The organism is Arthrobacter sp. CMU6 (assembly GCF_059090205.1).
The window spans coordinates 83,501-99,147 of record NZ_JBNHFL010000015.1; the positions used below are offsets into that span (position 1 = coordinate 83,501).

At 66.1% G+C, this 15,647-nt stretch carries 16 protein-coding genes and 3 tRNA genes; 4 read left to right on the forward strand and 15 right to left on the reverse strand.

Annotated features, from left to right (window positions below):
• Positions 1-6 precede the first annotated feature (6 nt).
• Genes AC5RWD_RS12350 through AC5RWD_RS12365 form a run of 4 tightly spaced genes read right to left on the reverse strand, consistent with a single transcriptional unit; the run spans position 7 to position 3,503 of the window.
• Entirely contained in the window at positions 7-270 is a 264-nt protein-coding gene (locus tag AC5RWD_RS12350) for a hypothetical protein (RefSeq protein ID WP_494020275.1), read from the reverse strand.
• Complete coding sequence (locus tag AC5RWD_RS12355) at positions 267-1,166, reverse strand: carbohydrate ABC transporter permease (protein WP_494020276.1); 900 nt, start codon at positions 1,164-1,166, stop codon at positions 267-269. Before AC5RWD_RS12355 ends, AC5RWD_RS12350 begins: the two co-directional genes overlap by 4 nt.
• Complete coding sequence (locus AC5RWD_RS12360; protein ID WP_494020277.1) at positions 1,163-2,200, reverse strand: carbohydrate ABC transporter permease; 1,038 nt, start codon at positions 2,198-2,200, stop codon at positions 1,163-1,165. The genes AC5RWD_RS12355 and AC5RWD_RS12360 overlap by 4 nt, the downstream gene beginning before the upstream one ends.
• A gap of 7 nt (positions 2,201-2,207) precedes the next feature.
• Positions 2,208-3,503, reverse strand: coding sequence for an ABC transporter substrate-binding protein (locus tag AC5RWD_RS12365; RefSeq protein ID WP_494020278.1), 1,296 nt, complete (start codon positions 3,501-3,503; stop codon positions 2,208-2,210).
• A 126-nt stretch (positions 3,504-3,629) separates the two neighbouring features.
• On the opposite strand from AC5RWD_RS12365, the gene AC5RWD_RS12370 reads away from it, so the two are divergent.
• The gene (locus tag AC5RWD_RS12370) at positions 3,630-5,507 is read left to right on the forward strand and encodes a glycoside hydrolase family 13 protein (RefSeq protein WP_494020279.1); all 1,878 of its coding nucleotides are present in this window, start codon (positions 3,630-3,632) and stop codon (positions 5,505-5,507) included.
• Positions 5,508-5,577: 70 nt separating this feature from the next.
• Here AC5RWD_RS12370 and AC5RWD_RS12375 read toward each other — a convergent pair whose 3' ends face one another.
• From AC5RWD_RS12375 to AC5RWD_RS12420, 10 genes are all read right to left on the reverse strand, one after another.
• Positions 5,578-6,189: a hypothetical protein gene (locus tag AC5RWD_RS12375; protein ID WP_494020280.1), complete on the reverse strand. Its 612-nt coding sequence runs from the start codon at positions 6,187-6,189 to the stop codon at positions 5,578-5,580.
• A complete protein-coding gene (locus tag AC5RWD_RS12380) occupies positions 6,186-6,836 on the reverse strand; it encodes a hypothetical protein (RefSeq protein WP_494020281.1) in 651 nt (216 codons plus the stop codon). The genes AC5RWD_RS12375 and AC5RWD_RS12380 overlap by 4 nt, the downstream gene beginning before the upstream one ends.
• Entirely contained in the window at positions 6,833-7,216 is a 384-nt protein-coding gene (locus AC5RWD_RS12385; protein WP_494020282.1) for a hypothetical protein, read from the reverse strand. Before AC5RWD_RS12385 ends, AC5RWD_RS12380 begins: the two co-directional genes overlap by 4 nt.
• A gap of 14 nt (positions 7,217-7,230) precedes the next feature.
• A complete protein-coding gene (locus tag AC5RWD_RS12390; RefSeq protein ID WP_494020283.1) occupies positions 7,231-7,422 on the reverse strand; it encodes a hypothetical protein in 192 nt (63 codons plus the stop codon).
• Positions 7,419-7,874, reverse strand: a complete 456-nt coding sequence (locus tag AC5RWD_RS12395; protein WP_494020284.1) for an Asp23/Gls24 family envelope stress response protein — start codon at positions 7,872-7,874, stop codon at positions 7,419-7,421. The genes AC5RWD_RS12390 and AC5RWD_RS12395 overlap by 4 nt, the downstream gene beginning before the upstream one ends.
• 101 nt (positions 7,875-7,975) lie before the next feature.
• Positions 7,976-8,434 (reverse strand): hypothetical protein, encoded by a 459-nt coding sequence (locus AC5RWD_RS12400; RefSeq protein ID WP_494020285.1) that lies wholly within the window; start codon positions 8,432-8,434, stop codon positions 7,976-7,978.
• 240 nt (positions 8,435-8,674) lie between these two features.
• Complete coding sequence (locus tag AC5RWD_RS12405; protein ID WP_494020286.1) at positions 8,675-10,270, reverse strand: glycoside hydrolase family 68 protein; 1,596 nt, start codon at positions 10,268-10,270, stop codon at positions 8,675-8,677.
• Between the two features lie 654 nt (positions 10,271-10,924).
• Positions 10,925-10,997, reverse strand: a tRNA-Phe gene (locus tag AC5RWD_RS12410).
• A gap of 48 nt (positions 10,998-11,045) precedes the next feature.
• Positions 11,046-11,119: transfer RNA gene (locus AC5RWD_RS12415), tRNA-Asp, on the reverse strand.
• Positions 11,120-11,212: 93 nt separating this feature from the next.
• Positions 11,213-11,285: transfer RNA gene (locus tag AC5RWD_RS12420), tRNA-Glu, on the reverse strand.
• A gap of 241 nt (positions 11,286-11,526) precedes the next feature.
• Here AC5RWD_RS12420 and AC5RWD_RS12425 point away from each other — a divergent pair.
• The 3 genes from AC5RWD_RS12425 to AC5RWD_RS12435 all read left to right on the forward strand — a co-directional run bounded on the left by AC5RWD_RS12425 (position 11,527) and on the right by AC5RWD_RS12435 (position 14,706).
• Positions 11,527-12,525, forward strand: coding sequence for a DMT family transporter (locus AC5RWD_RS12425; protein WP_494020287.1), 999 nt, complete (start codon positions 11,527-11,529; stop codon positions 12,523-12,525).
• Between the two features lie 10 nt (positions 12,526-12,535).
• Positions 12,536-12,964 carry a metallopeptidase family protein gene (locus AC5RWD_RS12430; protein WP_494020288.1) on the forward strand — a complete coding sequence of 143 codons (429 nt, stop codon included), beginning with the start codon at positions 12,536-12,538 and terminating at the stop codon, positions 12,962-12,964.
• A 197-nt stretch (positions 12,965-13,161) separates the two neighbouring features.
• Complete coding sequence (locus tag AC5RWD_RS12435) at positions 13,162-14,706, forward strand: C40 family peptidase (RefSeq protein ID WP_494020289.1); 1,545 nt, start codon at positions 13,162-13,164, stop codon at positions 14,704-14,706.
• Positions 14,707-14,770: 64 nt separating this feature from the next.
• Here AC5RWD_RS12435 and AC5RWD_RS12440 read toward each other — a convergent pair whose 3' ends face one another.
• Complete coding sequence (locus tag AC5RWD_RS12440) at positions 14,771-15,622, reverse strand: ABC transporter permease (RefSeq protein WP_494020307.1); 852 nt, start codon at positions 15,620-15,622, stop codon at positions 14,771-14,773.
• Positions 15,623-15,647 lie beyond the last annotated feature (25 nt).

Sequence of the window (15,647 nt, forward strand, 5' to 3'; positions counted from 1 at the left end):
GCCGCCTCATTTGCGGCGCGTGGCAGTGCGCGCGGGGAGGCGCCTGCGGAGCCTGACCATGCCATACAGTGCCAGCAGTGTGGCCAGCAGCCCCAGCGCCCAGCCGAGCGCCGGCTGCGCCGTCACCTCCATCCAGACGGTGGCGACGAGCAGCACCACAGCCCAGAAGCCAAGGAATCCGATGATGATGTCGAAGTCCTCACCGGACCGCACGCGTTTTGGCGCGATCGGTGCCGGCTTCCTGCCCTGTGGTGCTGCTCCGTGCGTCACTTGACAGCGCCCGCCGTCAGGCCGGCCACAATCTTGCGCTGGAACACCAGCACCAGGATGACCAGCGGGATGGTGACGATGGTGCCTGCCGCCATGATGGCCGTGTACGGGACCTGGTTCGGCTGGGCCCCGGCGAAGTTGGCGATAGCCACCGTCACCGGCTGCGTGGCATCACTGGACAGCTGGCTCGCGATCAGGAATTCATTCCACGAGGAGATGAACGCCAGGATCGCCGTGGTGAAGATGGCCGGCGCGGCGAGGGGCATGATGACCTTGCGGAAGGCCTGTCCCTGCGTGCAGCCGTCCACCCGGGCCGACTCCTCCAGCTCCCACGGCATTTCCCGGAAGAAGGAGGTCATGGTGTACACCGTCAGCGGCAGCACGAACGAAATGTTCGGGATGATCAGCGCCTGGTAGCTACCCATCCAGCCAATATTGGTGAACAGCTGGAACAGCGGGGTGATCAGGGCGACGCCCGGGAACATGGAGGCGCCCAGGATGAAGCCGAGCACCAGGTACTTGAACCGGAAGTTCAGCCGCGCGAGGGCATATGCCGCGAAAACGCCGATAATCAGTGACACCAGCGTGACGACGCCGCCGATGAAGACGCTGTTGAGCAGCGCCTGGCCGAACCGGTTGCCGAATGAGGTGTCGAACGCGGTGTTGAAGTTGTCCAGCGTGACATGGCTGGGCAGGAGCGAGGTGTCGTACGTGAAGCCCACCTCGCGGAACGCCGTCACCACCATCCAGTACGCGGGTGCCAGGCACCAGATCAGGATGACGGCGGCGCTGATGTAGGTTCGTCCCTGCGCCCACTTCTCCTTGTTCTGGGCCTTGCGGCGGCCACGGTCCTGCTCCGCGCGGAGGGTTGTGGCGGAGGATGTCGCGGCGGTCATTTCTTCCCCTTACCGGTGGCGCCGCTTTGTTCAACAACATTTGCCCCGAGGAACCGGACAAAGATGAACGCGACAAGAAAGATGATGATGAAGGTGATGGTCGACAACGCCGCGGCGGCATTGAACCCTTGTCTGATTTGGTTGATCACCAGGATGGACAGCGTGGTGGTGTTGTTTGCGCCGCCCGTCAGGATGTACGGGAGGTCGAACATGCGCAGCGCGTCCAGGGTGCGGAACAGGATGGCGACCATCAAAGCGGGCTTCACCAGCGGCAGTGTGATCAGGCGGAAGCGCTGCCAGGCGGTGGCGCCGTCGACCTTCGCGGCCTCGTAGACCTCAGCCGGGATCATCTGGAGTCCGGCGAGGATCAGCAGTGCCATGAACGGCGTCGTCTTCCAGACGTCCGCGATGACCACTGCCCACTTCGCCGGCCACTCGCTGCCGGTCCACAGGATCGAGGTGTTGAACATCTTGTTGGCGATGCCTTCAAACGCGAAGATGAAGAACCAGAGCTTCGCGGTGACAGCGGTGGGGATGGCCCACGGCACCAGTACAGCGGCGCGGACCATGCTCCGGCCCTTGAAGGTGCGGGCCATGATCATTGCCATCCAGAAACCCAGGACGGTCTCGAAGGCGACGGTCACCACGGTGAAGAAGAACGTGGTTCCCGTGGCCGACCAGAACTGGGCACCAAGCGTGCCCGGCGGGCAAGCCACCGTTCCGCCGTCGGGGGCGGAACACTGCTGCGCGATCCAGTTGACGTAGTTTTGGACGCCCGCCGGTCCGCCTGCCGTGAAGAGGCCAGTGGCAGGATCAAGGCCGGCGTCCTTCTGGAAGGACATCACGATTGCGCTGACGATCGGGTAAACGATCACCACGGCAAGGGCGATGATGGTCGGGGCAAGGAGCCACGAGGCCCACTTTCCCTGACTGAGAATCTTGTTATCTTCACCCACGCCCTTGGGGCCGTGGTGGATCGGGGCGCCGCCCGACGCCGGTGCCTTGACCGGCGTCGGGCCTACTTCGGTTGCCATGGCAGAACTACGATCCCGCACCGGCGGATTCGATGGACTTCTGCATGTCAGACAGTGCAGTGTCAACGGGCTTCTCGCCCTTGATCGCCGAATAGGCGTTGTCCTGGATCGCCTTGGTGACCGCCGGGTAGAACGGCGTGACCGGACGCGGCACCGCGTTCTCAATGGAGGTCTTCAGCACCGGCAGGTAAGGAAGCTTCTTGACCAGAGCGGCGTCGTTGTAGAGGCTGCCCAGCACCGGAGCCAGTGAACCCTGGGTCGCGTAGAACTTCTCGGTCTCCTCGGACGTCATGAACTTCAGGAAGTCGAGGGCAGTCGCCTTGTTCTTTGAGTAGACGCTGACAGCCAGGCTGTGGCCGCCCAAGGAGGAGGCGCCGGGACCGTCCTTGCCCGGGATCGGGGCGATGCCGAGCTTGTCCTTCACGGCCGAGGAACCTTCAGTGGTGGCCAGGTTGTAGACGTAGGGCCAGTTGCGCAGGAAGAGGAGCTTTCCGCTCTGGAACGCCTGGCGGCTCTGCTCCTCCTGGAAGGTGATGCCTTCCTTGGGGATGTTGCCGTCGGCGTAAGCCTTGGCCAGGTTCTCCAGGCCTGCCTTGGCCTGGTCGGTGTTCAGGCTGGGCTTGCCGTCCGCATCCAGGACCGAGCCTCCGGCGGAGTTGATGGCCTCCGAGGCGTTGACGGTCAGGCCCTCATACTTGCTGAACTGCCCGGCGTAGCAGCCGATGTTGTTCTGCTTGGCGATGGAGCACATGCCCATCATCTCGTCCCAGGTCTTCGGCGGGGTGGGGACCAGGTCCTTGCGGTAGTACAGCAGGGCCCCGTCGGAGGTCTGCGGCGCTGCGTACAGCGTGCCCTTGTACGTGGCACTGTCGACGGTCGGCTTCAACATGGCGCTGGTGTCGAAGGCCATCTTGTCCTTCAGCGGCTGGAGCCACCCCTTGGCTGCGAATTCCGCGGTCCACACGACGTCAACGTCCACGACGTCGTAGCTGGCATCCTTCGCCTGGAAGTGCTGCACGATGTCGTCATGTTGCTGGTCGGCCTGGTCCGTCTGCTCCTTGAACGTCACCTTCTCGTTCGGGTGGGCGGCGTTCCACTTCTCGATCAACGGGCGGACGACGTTGCTGTTGTCCTTGCCCTGAACGTAGGTAATGGGGCCGCGGCCGTCCAGGTTGTTGGCGGCGTCGCCTCCCGCGGCACCGCCGCCCGTGGTGCTCCCGCCTCCGCCGCCGCCACAGGCAGACAGGGTCAGGGCAAGCACGCCGGCTGTGGCAACCGGAAGTAAGAACTTAGGGGTTTTCATTGGCTGGAGACTCCTCGCTGAGTGACATGGAAATCATTCGTGCGGTTGATGTGGTGACTGTCACACTAGTAACGTTGCCCGAAGAAATGCAAGCGTTTACACCTAATTGTTACCGGAGAGGCAACCATGAAACACCGCCCGATCAGCACGCCGGCTTCCGAGAAAACGGCGTGGTGGGCCCACGCGGCCGTGTACCAGATCTATCCGCGTTCTTTTTCTGATGGGAACGGTGACGGCATGGGTGACCTGCCCGGCGTCAGCGCGCGCCTGCCCTACCTGCAGCAGCTCGGTGTCGACGCCATCTGGCTCTCGCCGTTCTACCGGTCCCCGCAGGCCGACGGCGGCTACGACGTCGCCGATTACCGGCAGGTGGACCCGGCGTTCGGTACGCTGGCCGATTTCGATTCCATGCTGGACGAGGCGCACAGCCGCGGACTGAAAGTAATCGTGGACTTGGTGCCCAACCACACGTCCGATGAACATGTGTGGTTTCAGGAAGCCCTCGCGGCGGAACCCGGCTCGGCCGCCAGGGACCGCTACATGTTCCGGCCGGGGAAGGACGAAGTTCCCGGCTCCGGCGACGGCAACATCCCGCCCAACAACTGGAAATCCATCTTCGGCGGACCGGCCTGGACGCGCACCACGAATACGGACGGCTCCCCCGGGGACTGGTACCTGCACCTGTTCGACACAAAGCAGCCGGATCTCAACTGGGAAAACCCTGAGGTGTGGGAGGAGATGCGTTCCGTACTCCGCTTCTGGCTGGACCGGGGCGTGGACGGCTTCCGGGTGGATGTAGCCCACGGGATGGTAAAGGAGGCTGGACTTCCGGACTGGGAAGGCGTGGCTGCCATGGTGGAAGGAGCCGCCGAAGCCACCCACGTGACGGATCCGCCGGGCGCCCACGGAGAGGCCGTTGAGCCGCATACGGCGCACGCTTCCCCGGCCGGTTCTGGCTCGGGTTCCGCCGATTCGGGGGCCGGTTCCGGCTCGGGTGCCGCCCCGGCCACGGAACACGAACCCGTTTCGCCGCTGTATCCGCCGTCGCCGTTCTTCGACCAGGACGGCGTCCATGACATCTACCGCGACTGGAACCGGGTTCTGGCCGAATACGACGGCGACCGCATGCTGGTGGCCGAGGCGTGGGTTGAACCCGCGGAACGGCTCGCCCGGTACATCCGCCCGGACGAGATGCAGCAGGCCTTCAACTTCGACTTCCTCCTGGCCGGCTGGGACGCCCGGCGGATGGCCGTGGCGATCGAGGACTCCCTCGAGGCGGCAGCATCCGTAGGGGCGCCGTCCACGTGGGTGCTGAGCAACCACGACACCGTGCGCCACCCGAGCCGCTTCGGCCTGGAGGACCCCACCACCTTTCCGAAGGGCATCGCCGCAGAGGACGAGCAGCCCGATGCCGTCCTGGGCCTGGCACGTGCCCGGGCCGCCACACTGGTGTCCCTCGCCCTCCCCGGCTCCGTTTACATCTACCAGGGCGAGGAGCTTGGCCTTCCCGAGCACACCACGCTGCCCGCCGAAGCCCGGCAGGACCCCACGTTCTTCCGGACCAACGGCATCGAGCGCGGACGCGACGGCTGCCGGGTGCCGCTGCCCTGGAAATCCGAAGCGCCCGGGTATGGCTTTGCAGCGGCATCCACTGTGCAGGACCCGGCTGCACCCTGGCTGCCCCAGCCCGAATCCTTCGAAGACCTGGCCGCCGACCGGCAGGACGGCGTCAAGGGCTCCACCCTGGAGCTGTACCGCTCCGCGCTCACCGCGCGCCGGCGCCACGGACTGGGATCGGGAACGTTCTGCTGGGCGGACAGCCACAATCCCGAACTGGGAGTCGTGGCCTTCCACAACCGTGATGTCCTGGTGATCGCCAATACGGGGGCGAAGCCGGCGCCGGTCCCTGACGGCTATCGGGTGGCACTGTCGAGCGCTGAAGAATCAGGCGCCGATGAAGCAGTGGTTGGGCCCAACAGCGCGGCCTACCTGGTGGCCGGATAAAGCAGCCGGCGGGTTCTGGCTGACCGGGTTCCGGCTGTCAGAGTCCTAAATAAGGTCCTAAACAACGGGGCTAGCGGACCCGCTCAGCACGGCTGAAGCGGGTCCGTGCGCCGGCCGCAATGTGCACGAGGACCGGCGTGCGCTGGCCCACCACCGCGCTCAGGGCATCGACGAGGTCGGCTGCTTCGGCCGCGACGGCCCGCGGCGACACACCCGGCCGCGGGTGCAGCCGGAGCTTCAGCGCAGGCTGGCCCTTGACGTCGTAGATCGACACCGTGGCCCCGGCGAGGTCGGGACGGTCGGCCAGGGCATTCTTAAGCGCCTGCTCGGCCACTCCCCCGCCGATCCGGATGTCGCCGGGAACGCCCCCCGGGTCCTCTGCTGCCAGCAGGAGATCGGTGCGGCCTTTGCCCTGCTGGGCGATCCACGCGACCATCAGGCCGATCAGCAGCACCACGGCGAGGGCCAGGACGATCCACAGCCAGCTCCCCTGCCGGCCGGGGAACTGCGTCCCCTCAAACATCGAGGTGGCGCTGTCCGACACGCTCTTGGACCACGATTGCCACCACGCCGCGACGGCCGGGACCGTTGCCAGGAGTATGAGCAGCACGCCGATGACGAGCAGTTTGAACCCCAGAATGCCGATGATGATCCGGTTGAGAAGCCTTGGCGTTCCGTTCATGCGCCCACCACCCCGGAGGTCGACAGATTGACGATTACCTGGGGCATGGGAGTGGGACCCATCGCCTGCAGCTCGTCCTCCACCGCCTGCAGGATGGCGTTTTCGCTGACCGGAACACCGGACGTGGGGCGGACATTGACCATTACCTGGCGCTGGGAAACCACCACCATGACCTGTTCCTGCGTGACGTTGGCCGCGAGGCGCGCGCTCCGTGCCAGGGCCGCGGCGATGACCTCATCATCGACCACCACGGCAATCCGCCGCTCATCAAGCAGATGCCGGGCGCGGCGCCCGGGCAGGATCGCACTCAGGAAGAAGAACAGGCCTGCCGCCGCGATCACTGCTCCCGCAGCGGCCAGCAGCAGCGGCGGCACACCCGACGGGAGCGCCACGATCCGCTCGGCGGCCGTCTGCGGATCGATGAGCCAAGGCGGCTGGCCGATGGCGCGTACGGCGGACTCCAGGAGCGCGTAAAGGCAGAGCACGATGACCAGGGACCCGGCGATGACTGCTGCCACGGCGCGGGAGGAGTGGGTCTCGCGGTGCAGGACGCGGCGCATGTCGATTGCGGCGGCATGCGCGGCCCCGGAGCCGCCGTGCGCCGGTTCCCCGCCGGCCTCATGCTGCTGTTCAACGACGGAACTCACCGCACCCTTCCCCCTTCCGTGACGTGGGCTCCGCTGATGCGGATGTCCACCCTGCTCAGACTCGCACCGCTGAGTTCGGTGACCTTGGTCAGAATGTCGGCTTTGGCGTGCACGGTCCTGTCCCAGATGGAGCCGCCGACGGCCTGGACCCGCCCAGGGTCACGAAGTACGGCAGTCAGGCTGGGAACCCTGATGGGGGCGACAAGCGACAACGCCAGAAGGCCGTCGTCGTCCGACCAGTCAGCGCGAACGTCGTGGGCATGGATGCCCAGGGCCTCGGCCGCGGCGGCCTTGGCCAGGCTCGTGAGCGCCTGGGTGCTAATCCTGTTGTGGCCGCTGTACTGCCGCCGGGACGCCACCGCGTCAACTGCCTGGTTCATGTCGGCAGCCCGGTTCATGAGGACGAGCGCCGGCCAGTGATGGCATCGATGACGCTGCGCAGGTCCAGTTTCCCTTCAGCGGCGCGGCCCAGGAGCGCACCGACTCCCATGAAGAGCAGGGCGATCAGGAAGCCCCAGAGGCCGAACTGCAGTGACATGAAGGCCACGAAGGCGCCGACGGCGATTCCGACGACAGTGGGACTCACAGGACTGCCTCCCTCTCAGTGACAGCGGTCGCGCCCGCCGGCTTCACGGGCGGTGCAATGTAGACGTCGTTGATCTCGACGTTCACCTCGATGACCTGCAGGCCAACAAGTTTCTCGACCGCGGAATAGACGCTGGCCCGCACCTGGTTGGCCAGGGGATGCAGCGGGGTGCCGTAGACGGCCACCAGCGTGATGTCTACTGCCACCTGGGTTTCGCCGACCTCGGCGTGCACCCCTGCAGCATGATCGGAGCTGCCCACCGCGTCCCTGATGGCTCCGAGCGCCCGGGAGGAACCGGATCCCAGGGAGTACACGCCGGGCACGGCCCGGGCCGCGATCCCGGCGACTTTGGCCACCGCGGTCTCGGAGATCACGGTCCGCCCGCCAGCTGTGGCCGGCGCCAGGGCAGGGTCCACTCGACCGGCGGCGGTTTGTGGATTCTGGTATTCCATCAGCACTCCCCTTCTGTTGACACAACCCTATCCCCTAGGCAGGACAACGTCAGGGGCCCCGGCGCACCGCGTTCCCCGGGGAGCCCTGCGGCCGGCGCGGGTTAGTGGCAGTTCGCGGATAACCAGCTTGTCACGGGGGCCATGGCGGCTTCGAACTTGCCGTTGGAGTACACGCTCTGGTCGGAGAGCCCGGCAAGGGCCACCTCGTTCAGCTTTGCGAAGTCCGCCTTCAGCGCCTCCGGCACCCGCTGGGCCGTCTCGGCAAGTTCCGCTTTCTTCTGCTCCAGTTCGGCCGTCTTGCCCTGCGCTGCGGAGAGGGGCAACAGGGAGGCTCCCGTGGCCTGTGTGGAAATGGCGTCACAGGCTTCGGCCGGCGAGGCGTAGCCGCCAAATGGGCCGGATGAGGCGCCGGGGGATGCGGTGGGAGCGGCGGTGCCGCCCGCCGTCGTGGACGGTCCGGAGGCCGACGGCGCGCTGCCGGAGGCAGGCGCGGAGCAGGCGCTAAGTGCCACTACGGCAAAGAGGGCGGCGGCGTACAGCGGGCGGGCAAGATGTTTCACGGCTTCCATTCCTGGAGTGGTTTTGCCGCCTTGGGCGGCCTGGCTGGGCAGCCGCAAAACGCCTGCCCGGTCCCCCGGCGTGCGAGTCTAGCCCGGTTGCCGTGCCTCTTTCCAAGTTGACAGGCCAGGCGCATTTTGCAGTGCTGTCCTTGGATTGCCCTGTATATACAGAGACGCGGACACGGCAGGAGGCGCCCGGGACCAGGTCCGGGCGCCTCCTGTTTGTTGTTTCAGTCCGGCTTACTTGTAGAGGCCGTTGCCGCCGACGTGGACATTGGTGGGCAGGTAACCGAACGGACCGAGGCCGTTCTGGCCGAAGCTGCGGTCAACCTTGGACACGCCATCGCGGAAGTTGATTTTCACGGTGGGTGACAGGGATCCGCCGCGGACGCCGTTCACGTTGTCGATGAAGGACTGGACGAGGCCGCCCGGCTGCACGTAGTGCGAGTAGGCCTGGAACTGACGGCCGTTCTGGTTCGGCGTCGGGGCCTCCGGGGACTCGGAGGGCAGGTTCAGGTCCGTCGGGGAGCCCAGGGCCAGGCCGCTGTTGTTCATCGGCTGGTAGTCGGAGCGGACGCCGTTGCCTACAAAGCCGTAGACGCCGTCCGGGCCACGCATGCCTGCAGCGTAGGTGAACTGGTGGCTGATGGTGAACAGGTAGTACTTGTTCTTGCCGTTTTCATTCTGGATGAAGATCTGCGGGCGCTCGGTCTGGTCGTTGACGCAGTTGGCGGAGAGGATCGGCGGCAGGAAGTGCCACTTGGTCAGGTCCTTGTTGTCTGCCACGGCCAAGCCAACGTTCGCGGTCTGGTAGTAGGCACCCTTGCTGTTGACCTCGTCGAGGTTCTCGGCGTTGGGGTCACCCTTGGCGTAGCCCAGGTCCTCGTTCTTGCAGCGGTAGTCGCCGCGCTTGCCGCCGGTGTTGCCTTCGAACACCATGTAGGTTTTGCCGGGGTGGGCCGGGTCAGCGAAGGTGTACGGGTCGCGGAACGCGAAGCCCGGGTTCTGTGCCTTGTTCTGGTACAGCTTTCCGTCCGGCTCGAGCAGCTTGGTGTGCTGGAAGCCGTCGAAGGTCACGCCGTTCTTGTCGGCGTGGATGTTGCCGAGCGCCTTGGCGATGACGGCGTCCGGGGCGATGCCGCCGCCGGCGGCGTTGCGCTCCTTGACGTCATAGAACGTGGTGGCCGTGTAGAACACGTTCACCTGGTTGCCCTTCATGAGGCGGGTGGAGCCGGACCATTCGGTGTTGCCGATGGAGGAACCGTCCACGAACAGGTGTCCGCCGTAGTTCCATTTGTCCTTGGCCGGGTCGGCGTTGGTCTTGCGGAAGAAGTAGCCGATGCGGGCGTTCCAGTGGCGCTGGTCGAAGCCGTAGCCTGCGTGCCGGTCAGCGACCAGCGAGAAGATCACGTCGTAACCCTTGTAGCTGATCTGGTTCGCGTTCTCGTCGGTCAGCGACCAGGTGTCCCAGACCCACACGTCGTTGTTCATGGCGGGGAAGTCCTCGGGGATCTCCGGCATGGTGACGTCGGGGCTCATCGAGTTCTGGCCCGGCTGAACCTTGGAGTCGCTCTGCGCCATGATCTGCTTGGCGTCCGCACGGGTCCACTTTGAGGTGAAGTCCGACGCCGGGTCGTGTGCAGCCTGGGTGTGGGGCGTCGGCAGGGGGAAGCCCGGGGCCGGTGCCGGCATCTGTGTGCTCGACGGCGGATCGGAAGGCTCATTTGCCTGCGCCGAGGGGACGGCCAGGAACGCCGTGGCGGCGACAGTTGCCACCAGAGCTGCGGCGGCGGGGCGCCACCGCAGCATCCGGGGGGTGTTGGGGTGCTTGTGCATTTTTGCTCTTCTCGCGGAGTTACGTTCGTGGAAGACGGGCAGCTGCCCTTGTCCCCCGAACTCCGGAGACCCCGCTGACACGGCATGCGTCATCGAGGACGCCGTTGTGTCGAGGGAGAAAAACGGGGTTTGGGTAGGACCCCGCTGGGCAATTGGAAATGTCATACATTTCGCGGCCCACACTCCACGCTAGACAACGTTGTCAGCCGAGTTCAACACGGTTTTCGGTGCATGCTCCCGGCGGGTGCCTCGCGGGTGCAAGCGCTTACATCTCGTTTGCGCGCGCGTGCCCCACTTCAGGACCGGAATCAAACGTCCCTTCATAAACGCGTCATCAATGGCGTTGATCACACCACTCCTCAGGCGCTCGGCCGGACCAAAACGGGGCACTTTGACGCGCAACAGGCCAAAAGTTAGCGGGATTTACGACGCCGGGAGCCCCCAATGTGCCCCGGCACGGCTCACACTCTGGCGGTACGGCGGGAGGACCAAGGCAGGGTGAACCAGAGCAGGAGGGGCCAGGGCCGGGGAACCACGGCACAGAGGCAGGGCCAAGCCGGAGCTGGCGGCAGCGAAACCCGGGGAACGAAAAAACCCCGCCATTCCTAATGGAACAGCGGGGTTCTAGCTGCTTGCGTTGAGCTTGCCGAAACGTGGCTCCGACCGGCGTCGATCCGGTGACCTTTCGATTTTCAGTCGAACGCTCTACCAACTGAGCTACAGAGCCTAGGTGACATGTCACCCTGACGGCCGGAATTTCTTCCGGCAATCAAAGCGACCCTGACGGGACTTGAACCCGCGACCTCCGCCGTGACAGGGCGGCGCGCTAACCAACTGCGCTACAGGGCCTTGCTATTTCTTGCTTCCGCAGTATTGCTACCGCGTTTTTTCAAGGACTCCAGCCTACCAGACTTTTTTGCCTGCTTTGACCACTTCCTTGCGTACCCCCAACGGGATTCGAACCCGTGCCGCCGCCGTGAAAGGGCGGTGTCCTAGGCCGCTAGACGATGGGGGCCTGGACTCAATTTGGATGAACAAGGGCAAAAATAAAGGGCCGAAGCCTTTCGTTCTTGTCCTTCCGTGTTCCTCCGAACTGGACCTGTAAAACTATAGAGCCTCTCCCCGGAATATCCAAAATCGGCCCGAAGGCCAGCCAAACAGCAGGCAATGCAGGGCCCGCCACAATGGCAGTTTCTTGGCTAGACATGGCCGATTTCCGCCAGCCACCGCGCGGGGAACAGAGCTAGATTGGCACCATGGCACCCACCGCCGGCACCAGCCCGCTCCCGCCCCACTCCCCCGAAGGCACCTCCACTGGAGGACCTGCGCCAGCCGGCCCCGCCGCCGGGTCACCCGCTCGCGGGACGCCCGTGGCCGGGAAGACTGCCCCTTCCGTGAACGCGCTGGGAGTGGCCGCCGTCGTGGTGACCGTGGTGCTCTGGGCCTCAGCCTTCGTGGGCATCCGCGCGGTCGGCCCGAGCTTCTCCCCCGGAGCCCTGACGCTGGGGCGGCTGGCGATCGCCGCCGTCGTGCTCGGCGCGGTGGTGCTGCCAAAGTTGCGGGTGCTGCCGCGGGGCCGGGAGTGGTGGCCGATTCTCGCGTACGGCGTCATGTGGTTCGCCGGTTACAATGTGGCGCTCAACGCCGCGGAGCATTCGCTCGACGCCGGAACCAGTGCGCTACTCATCAACGTGAACCCCATCCTGGTGGCCGTTATGGCAGGCATCATCCTCAAAGAGGGGTTTCCGCGGTGGCTGATCATCGGCAGCCTGGTGGCGTTCGGCGGCGTCGCGGTCATCGCCTTGGGAACGGGGACGCGTTCGACGGCGGACGTGGCCGGCGTGCTGCTCTGCCTCCTCGCTGCTGCCCTCGCCGCAGTGAGCGTCATCGTCCAGAAGCCAGTGCTGCGGAAGTTTCCGGCCGGGCAGGCCACGTGGTTTGGAATCATGGTGGGCCTGGTCTGCTGCTTGCCCTTCGGCGGCCAGCTTTTGACCGAGCTGCAAGAGGCGCCGCTGCCGGCCACCCTTGGCCTGGTCTATCTGGGCATTTTCCCCACCGCCATCGCCTTCACCACCTGGGCCTACGCGCTGTCCCTGATCGACGCCGGGAAGCTGGCCGCCACCACCTATCTGGTGCCAGGCACCACCGTGCTGATCTCATGGCTGGTGCTCAGCGAGATCCCGACTGTCTGGGGGCTCGTAGGCGGTGCCATCTGCCTGCTCGGCGTCGGGCTGACCCGGCGGAGATCCCGCTAAAGTTTTGGATATGCCCGCAAACCTGCCGCCCGGCCTCCCGATCGTGCCGGACGGATCCGGCGACCCGCCGGGGTTCGAGATGTCCGAATCCGACTTCGAGGCCGCCGTCAGCGACGCCCTCGATCAGCTTCCGGCCGAGGTGGCGCGGGCAATGGACAACGTGGCGGTGTTCATCGACGACGACTATGTGCCGCAGCCCGGCGAGGACCCGGACACAGTGCTCCTGGGACTGTACGAGGGCGTCCCCCTGACCGAGCGCGACTCCTGGTGGGATGCCGGATCCTTGCCGGACCGCATCACCATCTATCGCCAGCCGATCCTGGACATCTGCTCCTCGCGCGATGAGGTGGTGGAGGAAGTCGCGGTAACAGTCATTCACGAGATCGCCCACCACTTCGGCATCGATGACCAGCGGCTTCACGAACTCGGCTGGGACTAGCCCGGGCGGTGGACGCGGCCCACGACACGCCCGCCGCATCTGCACCCAAATGACACTGGTGTTGTTTATGTTATTGATGTGACCAGTGTTGCCAAAGTGCAAACCGGCACCTAACCTCAAAGGGCTGGGCATCCTCAGAGGGGCACTTGCTGCTGCCTCCCGATTCGTTCGCCCCGCCCTGACTTGCGAGGTTACGAATGAGCTTGACCGGTCCCGGCCGCACAGCGGCCGTCCTGTGCACCGCCGTCGTGCTCCTTGGGACCCTTGCAGCACCTGCGCAAGCTGACCGGGCCTTCGCGGTTGCGGCGCCAGCATCGGCCTCTGGGGCAACGCTCCTGACGGTTCCGGCTTCGGAAATCCCCTCCCCCGAGGACATCGCTGCCGCCAAGTCCAGTGAAGGTGCGACGGCGGCAAAGGTCGCCGACATCGAAGGCATCCTCGCCGACGCCGCGGCGGCCCAGGAGGTCACGTTCGCCCGGACGCTCGAAGCCAACAACGCCTACAGCAATGCCCTGGTGGAGCTGGACACGAGGTCGGACGCGTCCGCCGTGGCCACGGCCAGGGCTGCGGCCGCGGACAAGGAACAGTCCAAGAGCCGCAAGGCCGTGGGCCAGCTCGCCGGGGACCTGTACCGGAACGGCGGCCTTAATCCGGAGCTGAGTGGCCTGGTCACGGGCACGGGTGACGTCCTCGCCAAGGCCGCAACACTGCAGGCCCTCACCGCCGGCCGAAGCAGGGCCTTCGCCGCCGCCGAAACCACGGCCGCAGCCGCCGAATCACTGACCGCTGCTGCCGCAGACGCCCGCCGCGCAGCAGACGACGCCGCGAAAACCGCGGAAACCCTCAAAGTCCAGGCAGACCAGGCCAACGCAGCCCAGGTGAAGGCAGTGGCGGATGCCAAGGCGCAGCGGACTGTCCTCGTGGGGCAGCTTGCCTCGCTGCGGAACACCACGGCGGCGCTCGAATCCGCCCGCGTTGACGGGCTCGAGCGCCAGCGCCAGCAGGCCCGCCTCGCCGCCGTTACGGCGGCAGCCGAGCGTGCCGCCGCAGCCCAGGCAGCCGCAGACAAGGCAGTGGCGGCTAATGCTGCGGCTGCGAATGCTGCGGCATCCGGCAACGGGAGTGCCCAGGCGGAACAGTCCGCTTCCGTGCCGGGCCGGACACCTGTACAAGCCGCTCCTTCGCTGGCCGCTCCGGCGGCTCCTTCAGCACCTTCGCCTGCGGCCCAGGCACCGGCTCCGGCCCGCCCGGCACCCGTCCGCCCTGCTCCCGCGCCAGTCCGGCCGGCACCTGCCCCGGCGCCTGCTCCCGCCCCAGCACCTGCACCCGCCCCTGCCCCGGCGCCCGTTCAGCCGGCCCCTTCTCCGGGTGGTTCCAATTCGGCGGCCATTTCGGTGGCGATGGGCAAGGTTGGATCGCCGTATTTCTACCAATACGGCGGTACGGGCGCGTATGGCTTCGACTGTTCCGGCCTGGTCCAGAACGCGTTCGCAGCCATCGGCAAGCAACTGCCGCGTACCGCGGCGGAGCAGTTCGCCCAGGCACCCGTCCACGTGCCCCTGTCCCAGGCCCAGCCCGGTGACCTCCTGGTCTGGGGATCGGCCCCCGGTTTCTACCATGTGGCGATCTACCTGGGCGGCGGCAAGGTGGTCCAGGCGCTGAACCCGTCCGCCGGCATTACCGTGACTGACCTGAGCATGATGGCCGGCATGCAGTTCCACCCCGTCGCCGCGCGCTACTAGCGGAAAGCACGCTGCCACACGACCCGTGTAGCGGAAGCCAGCCACTGATCCCGGGGCAGCACGCCTAGGACAGCACGTCCTTGCTCACGAACCTGCCGTACGCGAGCGCGCCGAACACTGCGATGTAGCCCGCCTGCAGCAGCGCATTGTCACCGAACGAGTCCCAGCCGATGGGCTGGCGAAGCAGGTCTGCGAAGCCGAACCAGTAGTGCGTGAACAGCCACGGGTGCAGCCACTCCAGCTGGGGCAGCTGGTCGAGCACCTGGGAAACGACGGACAGGACGATGGTGGCAGCCATGGCGCCCACGGGCACGTCCGTCAGCGTCGACAGAAACAGCCCGATGGCCGACAGCCCCAGCAGGGATACGGCCTGGTACGAGGCGATCAGCAGCATCCTGACCAGGGCCTCGTTGGGTTCCACCAAGTCGCCTGAAAGCAGCGCCACCGGTCCCACCGGGAAGAGTGCCCAGCCAATGCCCGCGCCGGCGAGCGCCACGGCCAGCGGCGCGGAAATACAAAAAACAGCCGCCCCGGCATACTTCACCAACAGCAGACGAACCCTTCCGGCAGGAGCCACCAGCAGGTACCGCAACGTGCCCAGTCCGGCTTCCCCCGCAATCGTGTCCCCCGCCACCACGCCGATGGTCAGCGGAAGGAACAGCGGAACGGAAACCAGCATCGCCGTGACGGCCACGAACAGCCCGTTCTGGCTGATCCGGTCCAGGAAAGCGGGCCCCCTCCCCGGGGGTACAGCCGAGGAAACGCGCACGACGACGGCGATCACCACGGGGATTGCGGCCAGTGCCAGAAGCATCGCCTGGGTCCTGCGGCGGCGGAACAGCTGCTTCACCTCCGAGGCCAGCAGCGAACCGCTGGACGGCCGGCGCCTGGTACCCGCCACCGGACTGCTTTGCACGGTCAGCTGCTGCACTGCCGGTTCC